The sequence below is a fragment of the Mycobacterium sp. Soil_C_30 genome, assembly GCF_057656995.1.
This window is the reverse complement of the sequence record NZ_JBDGJH010000006.1, coordinates 262,105-276,809: the sequence shown is the minus strand read 5'-3', so window position 1 is coordinate 276,809 and position 14,705 is coordinate 262,105. Positions and strand designations below refer to the sequence as shown.

The following is a 14,705-nucleotide window of genomic DNA, read 5'->3' as shown; positions in this document are numbered from 1 at the left end:
GTTCTCGCTCACGCCACGCTCACTTTCCCTGGTTGGCTTGGATCTCGTTAATCGCCTGGCTCAGATGCGCCCCGACCTTGGCGATGTAGGGCTCGTCGATGGCCTGGATGTGCTCACCGCCGATGTTGACCACCTCGAGGTCGGACACGAACTCACCCCAGCCGCCGTCGGGCTGGCGGGTGGCGTACGCGGGCTCGAAGGTGATGGCGTCATCGTGGTAGCGGTCGGCCATGTACAGCGTGACGTGCCCGTCGTAGGGCTTGATGTCGGCGACATCGAGCGCGCGCTGATCCAGGTACGACGTGCGCTGGTGCTCGATGATGCCGCCCGGGATCTGCACCCCGGAATCCTTGACCGCATTGAGCACGAACTCGACCTGGCCCGCGTCGTCGAGGTTCTCCAGCTCCTCGTACGGGATCGCCGGGATCTGCACGTTGAACGTCTTCTCGGCGAACTTGGCGTACCGGTCCCAGCGGGCGCGGGTGCCTTCCTTGGACGTGTCGATCGGCACGCCGGGGCGCACGCAGTCGATCAGCCCGACGAAGCGGACATCGGCGCCGGCCTCCTTGAGCCCGATGGCACACGCGTAGGACAGCGCCCCACCCAGTGACCAGCCGGCCAGGATGAACGGCTTGTCCCCGTTGAGTTCGAGCAGCTTCGGCACGTAGACCGCAGCACGCTCCTCGATGGTGCCCTCGACCCGCTCGAGGCCGATCATCGGCGTGTGCGCCGGCAACCGGTTCAGCAGCGGCTCGTACACCACCGTGGAACCGCCGGCGGCGTGGAACACGTACACCGGAACCTGGTCTTCGGACTCGGCCTTGCGGATGGTCCGCACGAACCCGTCGAGCTCACCGGCCTCGAGGAACTCACGCACCGTCGTCGAGAGCGCCTCGATGTTGGCGGCGGCCGTCACATCGTCGGCGGTGATGGTGCCCTCGGAGCGTTCCGAAAGCCGCTGCGCGAGTTTGGCTGCGGTGTCGTCGTCGAGCGCCGGCAGCGTGTTGAAGATGCCACCCGGGCTCTTACCGGTGACGATCGCCCAGGTGGCGAACGTCAACCGCTCCGCGGCATCCCGCGGCGGCACATCGGAATTGAGCGCCTCGGCGATGGCCTGCTGGTTCAGCGCCGCGGCGGCTGCCGCCAGATTCGGCTGCTGCTGCCTCGACTGCCCGCTGGGATCGGTGGGCGGGGGCGGCAGGGGCTTGTCACCCACAGGGTTGGTGAGCGGGGGCGGCACCGTCGACGGGACGTCGGCCGGTGTGGTGTCCGCGCTCTCGACCGCCTTCTCGTTGAGTTCGGCAGCTTCGGCCGCGGTTCCCGGTTCGACCTCGGGCTCGGCCAGCTCGGTGAGGCGCTGTTCGATCTCGGCGGCCGTCGAAGCCCCGCCCAGCAGCTCGGCCTGCGCGGCCGCGACCTCTTCTTCGCTTGCCGTGCTCTGGAATTCGTGCAGCTGCGCCACCTCGTCGCGGTGCTCGACCGCATACGCGATGAGCTTCTCGACGTTGTACAGGTTCGCGTCGCGCACCGCGGTCAACTGGATGGGCGGCAGGTCGAAGTCGTACTCGACGCGGTTCTTGATCCGCACCGCCATCAGCGAGTCCAGGCCCAGCTCGATCAGCGGGACCTCCCACGGCAGGTCCTCCGGCTCGTAGCCCATGGCTCCGCCGACGATGGCACCGAGGCGGTCCGCGATGCTCTCACCGGAATCCGGCGACCACTTGGCGAAGCCGGCAGCCAGACCCGCGCCCGCCGTCAGGTTGTCCGACAGGATCTCGGCGGCATCGTCCACGGAGTCCTGGACCTGCTCAGGTGCAGCGGTGAGCTCCGTGGTGGCCACTCCCACCGCAGACGCCACGGGCAACGCCCCGCCCTGCCCGCCGCGGGCGACCACCGCGTCGTACACCAGGGTGAAGGATTCCTCGATGCGGGCGTGCACCTGCACCGACGCCCCACCGGGGTGGCGGGTCAGAGTGGTGACCAGCCGGGCACCGTCACCGGGAATGGCGCGTTGCTCGAATGCGGTGAGCTGTGCATCGGGAAGCACCTGTACCGCAGCGGCTTTCACCAGGGCGGCCAGATCCGTAGCACCACGGGGTGCGAACTCCCAGACGTGCTTGCCGTCCGGCAGTGACACGTGGGCACCCGGCAGCACACCGGAGTTGTCGCCGGAGAAGTGCACATCGAGCCAGTGCGGCTTCCGGCGGAAACGGGTGGGCGGGATGTCGGCGTACTCCGGTTCTCTGGAAAAGAGGGTCCGGATGTCGAGGTCATGGCCGTAGACGAACAGGTTCGCCATGGCCGTGGTCATGGAGTCGACCTCGTCCTGCTTGCGCGCCAGGGTCGGGATCAGTTGCCCGTCGTGCAGGCCCGCGCTGGCCGTGGTCAACCCGACCTGCATGAGCGCCACGGGATTCGGCGCCAGCTCCAGGAAGGTGGTGTGACCGTTGTCGACGGCGTTGCGGATGCCCTGGGTGAAGTAGACGCTGTGCCGCAGCCCCTTCTTCCAGTAGTCGACGTTGTGGATCGGTTCCGCGCCGGCGCGGATCAACTGCCCTTCGTGCACGGTCGAGAAGTACGCCGTCTGAAGCGGTTTGGCTTCGATCCCCTGGATTTCAGCGGCCAGCTCACCGAGCAGCGGGTCCATCTGCTGGGTGTGACTGGCGCCCTTGGTCTGGAACTTGCGGGCGAAGCGGCCCTCTGACTCCGCGCGGGCGATGATCGCGTCGACCTGCTCGGGCGGGCCGCCGATGACCGTCTGCGTCGGGGCGGCGTACACGCACACCTCGAGATCCGGGAAATCGGAGAACACCGTCTTGATCTCGTCGACCGAGTACTCCACCAGCGCCATCAGCCGGATGTACTCACCGAACAGCATCGCCTCACCCTCACCCATCAGGTGCGAGCGCGAGCAGATGGTGCGAGTGGCATCCTCGAGCGACAACCCGCCGGAGAAGTACGCCGCGGCGGCCTCGCCGAGCGACTGTCCCACCACCGCACCGGGTTTCGCACCGTGGTGTTTGAGCAGCTCACCGAGCGCGACCTGGATGGCGAAGATCACCACCTGGGTGGTCTCGATGCCGTAGTCCTGTGAGTCATCAAGGATCAGCTCGACGATCGAATAGCCGAGCTCGTCCTGGATCAGGGCGTCGACCTTGTTGATCCACTCGGCGAACACCTCGTTGCGCAGGTACAGACTCTTGCCCATCTTGCGGTGCTGCGCACCGAATCCCGCCAGCACCCACACCGGGCCGTTGGTGACGGGCCCGTCGGTCGAGAGCACCAGCGGGCTCTGCTTACCGTCGGCGACCGCGCGCAGACCCTTGACGGCCTCGTCGTGGTCGTGAGCCAGGATGACCGCCCGGGAGCGGCCGTGGTTGCGCCGCGACAGCGAGCGGCCGATCGCCTCCAGAGAGGTGGCGCGGCCTTCTTCGCTGTCGATCCAGTCGGCCAGCTCGGCCGCGGCCAGCTTCTTACGCGAGGTCAGGAACGCCGAGAGAGCCAGCGGCACAATCGGCTTCGTCGGATTCTCCGCCTCCGCGGCCTCCAGCTCCTCGCGGGCGACGGCCAGCAGGCGCAGGGCCTCGTCGGTGAGGCCGGGCAGCTGGTGCTCACCGGATTCGCCGTGGGACTCGTTGCCGTAGAAGTCGAGGGTCTCCTCGGGCTCGTCGGTGATGAACTCGCCGTACTCGTCCATCCGCACGCCGCCGACGTACACGGCGTTGGCCTCGGACTTCGCTTCGGCGACATCGGGTTCCGGCGCCGGCTCGGGCTCCACCAGATCCGAGGGCAGTACCTCGCGCACCACGATGTGGGCGTTGGCGCCACCGAAGCCGAACCCGGAGACGCCCGCGACGGCGTGACCGCTGTAGCGGGGCCAGTCGGAAACGGTGTCGTTGACCTTGAGGTGTTCGCGGTCGAAGTCGATGTACGGGTTGGGGCCGGCGTAGTTGATCGACGGCGGGATCTTGTCGTTGTGCAGCGACAGCGCCACCTTGGCCAGGCTGGCCGCGCCGGCGGCCGATTCCAGGTGTCCCACATTGGATTTCACCGCACCCAGCAGTGCGGGCTGCTCGGCCGGCCGGCCCTTGCCGACCACGCGGCCCAGGGCGTCGGCCTCGATGGGGTCACCGAGGATGGTGCCGGTGCCGTGCGCCTCGATGTAGTCGACGGTGCGCGGGTTGATACCGGCGTTCTTGTACGCGGTGCGCAGCACCTCGGCCTGCGCGTCCGGGTTGGGCGCCAGCATGCCGTTGGACCGGCCGTCGTGGTTCACCGCACTGCCGGCGATCACGGCGAGGATCTCGTCGCCGTCGCGGCGCGCGTCGGCCACCCGCTTGAGCACCAGCATGCCCGCACCCTCGGCGCGGGAGTAGCCGTCGGCGTCGGAGGAGAACGACTTGATCCGGCCGTCGGGGGCCAGCACCCCGCCGACCTCGTCGAAACCGATGGTGACCAAGGGGGTGATCATCGCGTTCACACCGCCGGCCACCACCACGTCGGCCTCGCCGGTGCGCAGCGCCTGCACCCCCTCGTGCACGGCGACCAGCGACGACGAGCACGCCGTGTCGATGGCCATCGACGGGCCGCGGAAGTCGTAGAAGTACGACACCCGGTTGGCGATGATCGAACTGGTGGTGCCGGTGATGGCGTACGGGTGAGCGGTGGCGGGGTCGGCGACCGCCATGAAGCTGTAGTCGTTGTTGGACGCGCCGACGAACACACCCACCTTGCTGCCGCGCAGCGACGACGCGGGGATGCGCGCGTGCTCGAGCGCCTCCCACGTCAGCTCCAGCGCCAACCGCTGCTGCGGGTCGATGTTGTCGGCTTCCATCTTCGACAGCGCGAAGAACTCGGCGTCGAAACCCTTGATGTCAGACAGGTAGCCGCCGCGGGTGCGGGCCTTGGCGACCCGCTCGGCGATCCGCGGCTCGGCCAGGAACTCCTCCCAGCGGCCCTCCGGCAGATCCGTGATGGCGTCGCGGCCTTCCAGCAGCGCCTGCCAGGTCTGCGCCGGGGTGTTCATGTCCCCCGGGAACCGGGTGCCCAGACCGACGATCGCGATGTCGTATTCGCCGTCGACCGTCGCCGGCGACCGCGACCAGTCCTCGTCGTCGTCGACCGCCTCTTCCTCCGGCTCGCCCTCGACGATCACCGTGGCCAGCGCCTCGATGGTCGGGTGCCGGAAGGCGGTGGTGGCGCTGACGGTGACGCCGGTGAAGTCCTCGATGTCCGAGGCCATGGCCACGGCGTCGCGCGACGACAGGCCGAGCTCGACCATGGGGGCGGTCTCGTTGACCGACTCGGGTGACTGCCCGGTGGCATTGGCCACCCAGTTGCGCAGCCACGTGCGCATCTCCGGGACGCTCAGCTCGTTGCGCGGCGTGTTCTCGGGAGTGTTTTCAGACATTCTTGCTAGGCCTCACTCAAATCGCGCTTGGCTGTGGTGAAGATCGGTGTCAATCCGTCTCGTCGGGGAAGGCGTTGGCGACCTTTCCGCTGCGCAGGGTGCCGTCCAGGTAGGCCGCCCGGCAGGCGCGGCGGCCGATCTTGCCGCTCGAGGTGCGCGGAATGGCACCCGCCGGCGTCAGCAGCACGTCGCGCACGGTCACGCCGTGCCGGACCGCGATGGCGGCCCGGATGTCGTCGTGGATGGGGCCGACGTCGAGCTTGTGCGCGCCGGGGGCCCGCTCGGCGACGATCACCAGCTGCTCGGAGGTGTCGTCGGGGTCGCGCTTGAGACCGGCGTGGGCGTTGTCGAACACCTCGTCGGGCAGCTGATTGGCCGGCACCGAGAACGCCGCGACGTATCCGGTGCGCAGCGCCCGGCTGGATTCCTGCGCCGAGTACTCCAGGTCCTGCGGGTAGTGGTTGCGGCCGTCGACGATCACCAGGTCCTTGACGCGTCCGGTGATGTACAGGTCGCCCTCGTAGAAGGCGCCGTAGTCGCCGGTGCGGACCCAGAAGCTGTCGTCGTCGGCGCCCTCGGCGTGCGACGGGCTGGTGCGCGATTTCAGGATGTTCCGGAACGTCTCCTGGGTCTCGGCTTCCTTGCCCCAGTAACCGGTGCCCATGTTCTGCCCGCTGATCCAGATCTCGCCGATCTGGCCGTCGGGCAGCTCGGTGGCGGTGTCCGCATCGACGATGACGGCCCATTCGGCGACGCCGACCTTACCGGCGGATGCCTGCGCGACGGCCTTGGGCGAATCCTCGGACACCTCGACGAAGCGGTGGTTGTTCAGCTCGTCGCGGTCGACGTTGACGATCTTCGGGTGTTCCCCGGACGGGGTGGTCGAGACGAACAGCGTGGCCTCGGCCAGACCGTAGGACGGTTTGATGGCCTGCGGCGGGAAACCGTACGGGCCGAAGGCCTCGTTGAAGCGGCGGACGGTGGCGGCCGAAATGGGCTCGCTGCCGTTGAGGACAGCCTTGCAGTTCGACAGGTCGATCTGCGGGTCGCCCTCTTTGGGCACCCCGCGGGCCGCGGCGTGGTCGAAGGCGAAGTTGGGTGCCACGGAGATGATGCCGCCGGTGTCATCGGGCTTACGGGCCATCTCGTTGATCCAGCGCTGCGGCCTGCGCACGAAGGCAGCCGGTGTCATGAAGGTGAAGTAGTGCCCGATCATCGGCGAGATCATCGCCGTGATGAGGCCCATGTCGTGGAAGAACGGCAGCCACGAGACACCGCGGTCGCCCTCTTCACCCTCGAGCGCCTCGATCACCTGGACGACGTTGGTGGCCAGGTTGAGATGGGTGATCTGCACACCGGTGGGGATCCGGGTGGAGCCGGAGGTGTACTGCAGGTAGGCGATGGTCTCGCGGTCGATCTCGACCGGCTCCCAGGTGGCGCCCACCTCGTCGGGCACCGCGTCGACGGCGATGACACGCGGACGGTCCTTGGCCGGGCGGCTGCGGAAGAACTTGCGCACGCCCTCGGCGGACTCGGTGGTGGTCAGGATCGCCGACGGGGTGCAGTTGTCGAGCACCGCGTGCAGGCGGCCCACGTGCCCGGGCTCGGACGGGTCGAACAGCGGCACGGCGATGCGGCCGGAGTACAGCGTGCCGAAGAACGCGACGAGATAGTCGAGGTTCTGCGGGCAGAGGATCGCGACCCGGTCGCCGGGCTGGGTGACCTGCTGCAGCCGGGCGCCCAGCGCGCGGTTGCGGGCGCCGAACTCGGCCCAGTTCAGGTCGCGGGCGATGCCGTCGCGTTCGGTGGAGTAGTCCAGGAAGCGGTAGGCCAGCTTGTCGCCGCGGACCTTGGCCCAGCGCTCGATGTGGCGGACCAGGTTGCCGTTGTCGGGAAAGGTGATGCGCCCGTTCTTGATGAATGGGTTGTGGAACGGCATGCAACTCTCCTTTTAGAACATTCAGGCCGGGGTGGACGGCGGCTGCCTAGTGGGCCGATCTCGGGCCCACCCCAAACCTCACAGATCGTACAGATCCAAACCAGCAGCTTGTCGGACCGACAGCCACATAGGTCTTATTTTTTTCTTAATGTTACGGTCCGGTCAGGCCGTCACCAAATCCAGGTGTCCGGCCGGACCGTGATGCGCCCGGCCCTGCGTCGTCCTCGTACCTCGGACTCCTAGACCGGCCGGACCGTTATGCGCCCGGCCCTGCGTCGTCCTCGTACCTCGGACTCCTAGACCGGCCGGTCAGCCGTGTTTCGGTTGCGGCGCGTTCTCGATCAGTCCACGGGCCCAGTTCTGCGTCCAGACCGTCGCGGGCTGACCATCGAGATTCCAGAACTGCGGTGTGGCGTACAGCGCGTGCACCGGCTGCCCGGCACCCCCGGCCAGCACCTCGAGCGTGGCCGGCAGGTTGACGATGTTGAACGCCTGCTCCGGAGCCGCGCAGATCAGGTCACCCGCGGCGCAGATCTGGTTGGCCCGGTCGTTGAGCATCCCGAACCCGCCCGGCCGCGGGCCCGTCATCGACAGCCCGAGCGTCGACAACGTCGGCACCTCGTGCAAGGTGATCTCCGCGCCCTGCCCCGGCGGGGTGGGGCCGATGTCGATACCCACCCCGGACTGCCGGCGGCCGTCGGCGATCAACGTCACACCCAGCACCAGGTCCTCGTCGACCGGACCGCGCCCGTTGCCGATGTCGCTGGCGATGTCCCCGGCGATCACCGCACCCTGCGAGAAGCCGGCCAGCACATAACTGGTCAGCGGGCAGCGGGTGTTCATGTCGGTGATCGCCTTGACGGCGGCGCGGGTGCCCTCGGCGCGGCTGTCGTTGTACGACATCTGCCCGTCGGCGGAGAACGGATTGTGGAACTGCGCGGTGTACGGAACGGTGAACACCTGCACCCGCTCGGGCGCGAACGACTCGATGATCGGCCGGCTGACGCCCAGCATCAGGGAACGCGGGAACTGCGTCGGATTCAGCGGGTCATCGGTCGGTGACGACTCCCACGTGCCCGGGATGGAGATCATCTGCACATCCGGGCAGCTGGCGTCCTGGAACTCCGGGCGCGGTTTCTTGCCGGGAGTGGTCTCCGTCGGCGGAACCGCCGTGGGCGGCACCGCGGTCTGCGACGACTCCGGCTGCCGCACCACGATCACCACGATGACGGCGACGAGCGCCACCACGATCGCCACCGCGGCGGCGGCCACCACACCGAGAACCCGATGCCGCTTGCGTTTCGCAGCTTGTTTAGGGCGCTGTGTACTACGGGACTTCTTGGCCATGTGAAAAGTGGGATTCTTCCGTTAGCAGAGGTGTTCGGTGGCGATCCGGATGTACTGCGCGGTGGTCTCGTCGACCTGCGCGGCGATCGCGGTGACCGCGGTGTTCGGGTTCATGTCATGGATCTCGCCGCGCACCAGGGGGAACACGAAGTCCCACACTCCCTGGTCACTCTGGCCGGCGTTGCGGGCCTGGCACACATAGCTGCCGATCGACAGCGCCATCAGGTCACTGGAACGGCGCACACCGGACGTACCGAGGGCATCGAGATAGGCGTGCTGCTGGGGGGTCATCGACAGTTCGCTGGCATTGGGGGCGCTGGGTAGCGTGCCGTCGGATCCGCCGGGGCCAGGAACGGCGGCCGCATTCGACCGCGGAGGTGCGACGCTGGTCATCACGTCGTCACCGGAGCAGCCGCTGAGCAGCAGGACCACGGCCGCGGATATCAGAGCCGCCGACACGATCGCCGTGGGGAAACGTCCCCGCCCAGGCGATCCGATTGTCGGTTGCATCCTTCCAAGGTACCGGCTCGCTCCCTGGCAACTCGCCGATGTGGCGACACGTGCCACCAGGCGCGGCGCGCGTGGGCACCGCCGGGCGAATCAGGCGATGGCAGCGACGATGTCACCGGACATGGCGCCGAGCTGCGGGGCCCACGACCCCCAGCCGTGATCACCGCTGGTGGGGAAATCGAAATGCCCGTTCGCCCCGCCGATGCTGCGGTAATGCGCGTAGAACGTGCGATTGCTGCCCTGCGCCTGGTCGGCGTAGCCGATCATCGCGGCCGGGTCACTGGCCGTGAGTGTCTGCGGGCTGTACACCCAGATGCGAGTGTTGTTGTCCACCAACAGCTGTGCGTGCACATCCGGGTCATGCCACTTCCACCGGCCGAACTGTGCCGGACCCCACATCAGGTTGGTGTCGACGCCGCCGAAGCGCATCATGCCGTCGTGCAGCGCGCCGTTGAGGAAGGTGTTGGACGGGGTGAGGAATCCCGACAGCGAGCCGGCGTAACGGAACCGGTTGGGGTAGAACTCGGCCAGCGTGATCGCGGCGGTGCCACCCTGGGCGGCGCCGACGATCGCGTGCCCGTCCGGTGCCAGGCCCTTGTTGGCCGCCAGCCAGTTGGGTAGCTCGGTGGCCAGGAACGTCTCCCACTGTTTGCCGCCGTCCTGCTCCCAGTTGGTGTACAGGCTGTAGGCCCCGCCTGCCGGTGCCACCACCGACACGCCCTTGCCGGCGAAGGTGTTCATCGCGTTGCCCGCGGTGACCCAGTTACTCACCTCGGGGGCGCCGTTGAAGGCGTCGAGCAGGATCACCGCGTGCGGACCGCCGCCCTGGAACGCGACGGGAATCGAACGTCCCATCGCGGCCGACGGAACCTGGAGGTACTCCACGGTGTCCGCCTGTGCGGCCGGGGCGGCCGCGCTCCACATGGCGCCCGTCAGGATCAGCACGCCCAGCAACCGCAGCACGTTCGACAGCCAGTTCACGAAAGGTAGTGAACCACATCACGGTAGCCGCGGAGGCCGAGTCCTCGGGGTTCGAGTGTCACTCCACGGCGGGAAATCCGCCCGGATCCCGCCACACCGTGACACTCGAAAAGACGAACGGCGGCGACCCGTCAGGGTCGCCGCCGTCGTACGTACTTCTGTGGACTAGCCGCCGGCGCTCGCGGGAGCCACCTCGGCTGCCGGGTCGGCCGGCGCCGCCAAGGCCGCCGGATCGTTCGGCACCGCGCCCAGCACACGCTGGATGTCGGGCTTCATCATCTGCAACTGCTGTCCCCAGTACGGCCAGTCGTGCGTGCCGCCGTCGGGGAAGTTGAAGACGCCGTTGGTGCCGCCGGCGGCGGCGTACTCGTCCTTGAAGGTCCTGTTCGTGCGGATGGTCAGGCCCTCCAGGAACTTGGCGGGCAGGTTGTTACCCGCGATGTTTCCGTTGACCTCGGCAGGGTTGCCGTCGCCGCAGTAGACCCAGATGCGGGTGCCGTTGGCGACCAGCTGGCCGATGTTGACCATCGGATCGTTGCGCTTCCAGGCGCTGTTGGGGTCCTCGGTGCGGCCCCACATGTCGTTGGCGTCGTAACCGCCGGCGTCACCCATGGAGATGTTGATCAGCATGGGCCACCAGCCCTCAGACGGGTTGAGGTAACCGGACAGCGACGCGGCGTACTGGAACTGCTGCGGGTGGTAGATGGCCAGCGTCAGGGCGGACGAACCGGCCATCGACAGACCCACGGCCGCGGTGCGGCTGGAATCCACACCCTTCTGCGAGGCCAGGTAAGCGGGCAGTTCCTGGGTCAGGAAGGTCTCCCACTTGTAGGTCTGGCAGCCGGTCTTGCCGCAGGCCGGGGAGTACCAGTCGCTGTAGAAGCTGGACTGTCCGCCGACCGGCATGACGACCGACAGGCCCGAGCCGTAGTACCACTCGAACGCCTGGGTGTTGATGTCCCAGCCGTTGAAGTCGTCCTGGGCGCGCAGGCCGTCGAGCAGGTAGACCGCCGGCGAGTTCGGTCCGCCGCTCTGGAACTGGACCTTGATGTCGCGGCCCATTCCGGCCGACGGCACCATCAGGTACTCCACGGGCAGACCCGGCCGGGAGAACGCCCCGGCGGTTGCCGAGCCTCCGACGGCACTGACCAGCCCGGGCAACACGGCCGCGGCGGCCACTGCCGCCATCAGCTTCCGGCCCCAGGTGCCGCGCACCTTTTCGACCAACTTCATAAACTCGTTCCGTCCCATTGCATTTCCATCTTCCGTTCTGCCGCACGCCATCGGTGGCTTCACGACTGGGCGACATTGCCCGGTCAGTCAACCACACCTCGTGTGATCGTTCTGTTTCCAGTTGTGGTCAGGTCTCGTTCCGACAGCGCATTTCAGCTGTTCAGAGTGGCCAGCAGGTCCGGTTTCATGGCCTGCAGCTGACCGCCCCAATAGCCCCACGAGTGGTTGCCCGCGGGTGGGAAGTCGAAGGTGGCGTTGCGCCCGCCCGCCTCGGTGTAGCGGTCCCGGAAGCGCAGATTGCTCGCCACGGCCAGGGACTCCAGACTCGACGCGCTGAGCGCGATACCGGGGTCGGTGTTCTCGTCGATCGGCGTCTGGCCGCCGGGTGCGCAGTAGATCCACAGCCGGGTGTTGTTGTTCACCAGCAACTGCACCTGTTCGGTGGGATCGTTGCGTTTCCACGCCGGATCCCACGGCGCTCCCCACATGTTGTCGACGTTGTAGCCACCGGCGTCGAGCATGGCGATCCGGATCGCCTGTTTCATGAACGGTGTCGACGGGTTGAGGAAACCGGACAGCGAGGCGGCGTAGCGGAACTGGTCGGGGTGATAGGCCGCCAGGATCAGCGCGGCACCGCCTGACATGGACAGCCCCACGACGGCGTTACCGGTGCGCGAGACGCCCTTGCTCTCGGCCAGATAGGCCGGCAGCTCGCGGGTGAGGAAGGTCTCCCACTTGTACGTGTAGGGCTGGTTGTTGAAGTTCGACGGCGAGTACCAGTCCGAGTAGAAACTCGACTGCCCGCCGACGGGCATGACCGTGGCGATACCGGAGTCGTGGAACCACTCGAACGCGGCGGTGTTGATGTCCCAGCCGTTGTAGTCGTCCTGCGCGCGCAGCCCGTCGAGCAGGTAGACGGCCTTGCTCTGTGCCTCCGGGCCCCCGGCCCCTTGGAACTGGACCCGGACGTTGCGGCCCATGGCACCGGAGTAGACGTCCAGGTACTCCACCGGGAGCCCGGGCCGGGAGAAGGCCTCGGCCGCGGGAGTGCCGCCGGTGGCGTCGACCAGGACGGCGGGCAGCATCGACACCGCAGTGATGGCGGCGGCAAGCCGCGCCACGAACCGGCTTTTGCTCTTCGCGCGCGCAGCGGCCCACTTGCTCACGTGGTCTACACCGTCCGTTCGTTCGTCAATGTCGCGGCGTTGTCGTCAAACGCAACGGTTCCGTGGCACAGCTCGCGGTGGTGTCCACACATGACTGGGTATCGCTGCAAGAACTACTCAGCGTTACCGATTGGGATCCCTGTCGGCCAATAGTCAACCAACACTCAAGGACCCGATGCCGGTAAGCCAGTGTAAGGGGTCACGTTCAGAACGGGCTCATCCAGCCCGCAGCGGAGCAGCTCGTACTGGGGCACCCGATCGATCCGGTACTGGGTGTACTGGTACGCATGCAGCACGTTCGACAGGAACCTGCGTGGCCCGAGCGGACCCCGGATCGACGACAGCACCGATTCCGTGGCAGGGCATTTCAGCGCGGCCTCGGCCTGGATGATCCAGTTCTCGTCGATATAGGAGGGAATCCACTCCTTGGTCTTGAGGAACGGCCCCTCCGCGATCGCCCAATCCGGGTACAGATTCTTGTCGTGGCCGATCCGGCCGTCCTCCAGCCGCTGGGTGTGCGCGGCCAGCGGGTTTGCCAAGCCGATCTGGTCGATGACCCGCACGTCGAGGCCGACGTTCATGGCCGTCATGCCCATGTTGGTGAAATACACTGTGTGCGGGCCCTTGTAGTTCCGCCGCTCCGCCGGGGTGAGCCCCGCAGGGGGCGGCACGGCCGGCACCACATCCCACATGTCGTAGTTGCCAGCCGGCAACAGCAGCGCGCCGTCGGGAGTGTTGTTGATGGCCACCACCATGGCGCGCATCCGTGGATAGTCCAGGTAGTCGGCGGCCGTCAGCGGGTGGGCGTTGCCGGTGGCCTGGGCGTAGAAACGGCGCTCGTCGACGATGCCGCTGTAGGTCACCCTGGTGGCGTCCTTGCCCATTCCCGGTGAGTTGGCCGCCCACACCGTCCATCCGATCACCGCGGCCCACAGCACCGTGGTGGCGCCTGCCACCACCAGACCCGCCTCGCGGGAGAAGCGGGCCCCGGCCGGGCTCACGACCGGGATCACCGCGATCGGGGCGAGCATGCAGAACACCGGCGTCAGCAACACCCGGCCGTGCATGAAATCGCCGCCTTGGCGCACCCAGTAAACACCCTGGAGCAGCCCGCTCAGCACGAAGAAGACGACGATCGCCGCCGGGCTCTGCACGGTGCGGGCAATCCGCCCGTAGTCGGCCGGCGCGCTGCTGCGGGGCCGCGGGGACCGGGCCCGCGACAGCGCCAACAGCACGCCGAGGCCGACCAGCAGAACCGCCGGGATCCACAACAGATACGGCTGATTGAAGTTGGTCAGATAGATCCAGCCCTGGGCCCACTTCGCCCCGGACGCGTCCTTGGCGACGGCGGTGCCGGGAACGATCAGCACGTAGTACCCCATGCGGAAGATCTGGTAGCCCACCGGCAGCAGCCCGCCCGCCACCACGATGAGAGCCCGGGTGCTCCAGCGGCGGGCCGCGATGAGCATCATCACCAACGCCAGCCCGCCGATGAGTGCGAGCTCGGGGCGCACCAGCACCGACAGACCGGCGACGAACGCGAGTGCGCCGGTGAACCAGGGCCCGGCCGCATCTCCGCCGGCCTGTCCGCGCGCGGCGGCCGTGCGAGGTGCCTGCGACCAGCAGACCAGCATCCACCACAACAGCCCGAGATAGCTGATCACCAGCCCGTTCTCCAGGCCGGAGGTGGCGAAATCACGCGCCGGGGGGATCGCGATGTAGACCAGGACGCCGGCCGGCAGCAGCAGCGCCCGGCGGCCCCGCAGGCCGGGGGTGTACAACCGCGCGGTGCCGAGCATCACCAGGATCACACCGATGACGCTGAGCCCCAACGCCAGCGCCAGCGCGATGTACTCGAGTCGGATGGGGCCGCCGATGACGCTGCCGAAGTAGGTCAGATACGTCCACACGGTGGAGGTGTTGGATTCGACGCGCTCACCGGCGTTGAACACCGGGCCGTTGCCGGCCAACAGATTACGCACGGTCCGCAGCACGATGAGGCCGTCATCGGCGATCCAGCGTCGCTGCCAGGCGCCCCATGCGAACAGTCCCGCCGCGACGACCACGCTGAGCCACAGGCTGATCCGTACCGACCAACCGAGCCTGGGCACCAGCACGG

8 protein-coding genes are annotated in these 14,705 nt (G+C 67.7%); all 8 read right to left on the bottom strand.

Translation table 11 applies throughout. The features are described from left to right. Positions 1-19: 19 nt before the first annotated feature. The 8 genes from pks13 to aftB all read right to left on the bottom strand — a co-directional run bounded on the left by pks13 (position 20) and on the right by aftB (position 14,703). Complete coding sequence (pks13, locus tag AC3A6P_RS14245; RefSeq protein ID WP_487692222.1) at positions 20-5,410, bottom strand: polyketide synthase Pks13; 5,391 nt, start codon at positions 5,408-5,410, stop codon at positions 20-22. A gap of 49 nt (positions 5,411-5,459) precedes the next feature. Next, positions 5,460-7,349 (bottom strand): long-chain-fatty-acid--AMP ligase FadD32, encoded by a 1,890-nt coding sequence (gene fadD32, locus AC3A6P_RS14240; protein WP_487692221.1) that lies wholly within the window; start codon positions 7,347-7,349, stop codon positions 5,460-5,462. A 309-nt stretch (positions 7,350-7,658) separates the two neighbouring features. Further along, positions 7,659-8,696, bottom strand: coding sequence for a carboxylesterase Culp6 (gene culp6, locus AC3A6P_RS14235; protein ID WP_487692220.1), 1,038 nt, complete (start codon positions 8,694-8,696; stop codon positions 7,659-7,661). A gap of 21 nt (positions 8,697-8,717) precedes the next feature. Further along, positions 8,718-9,206 (bottom strand): DUF732 domain-containing protein, encoded by a 489-nt coding sequence (locus AC3A6P_RS14230; RefSeq protein WP_487692219.1) that lies wholly within the window; start codon positions 9,204-9,206, stop codon positions 8,718-8,720. Positions 9,207-9,296: 90 nt separating this feature from the next. Continuing rightward, positions 9,297-10,130, bottom strand: a complete 834-nt coding sequence (locus AC3A6P_RS14225; RefSeq protein WP_487692350.1) for an alpha/beta hydrolase-fold protein — start codon at positions 10,128-10,130, stop codon at positions 9,297-9,299. Between the two features lie 222 nt (positions 10,131-10,352). Beyond that, positions 10,353-11,420, bottom strand: a complete 1,068-nt coding sequence (locus AC3A6P_RS14220; RefSeq protein ID WP_487692218.1) for an esterase family protein — start codon at positions 11,418-11,420, stop codon at positions 10,353-10,355. Between the two features lie 152 nt (positions 11,421-11,572). Continuing rightward, a complete protein-coding gene (locus AC3A6P_RS14215) occupies positions 11,573-12,505 on the bottom strand; it encodes an alpha/beta hydrolase (RefSeq protein WP_487692349.1) in 933 nt (310 codons plus the stop codon). Between the two features lie 245 nt (positions 12,506-12,750). Beyond that, positions 12,751-14,703 carry a terminal beta-(1->2)-arabinofuranosyltransferase gene (gene aftB, locus AC3A6P_RS14210; protein ID WP_487692217.1) on the bottom strand — a complete coding sequence of 651 codons (1,953 nt, stop codon included), beginning with the start codon at positions 14,701-14,703 and terminating at the stop codon, positions 12,751-12,753. Positions 14,704-14,705 lie beyond the last annotated feature (2 nt).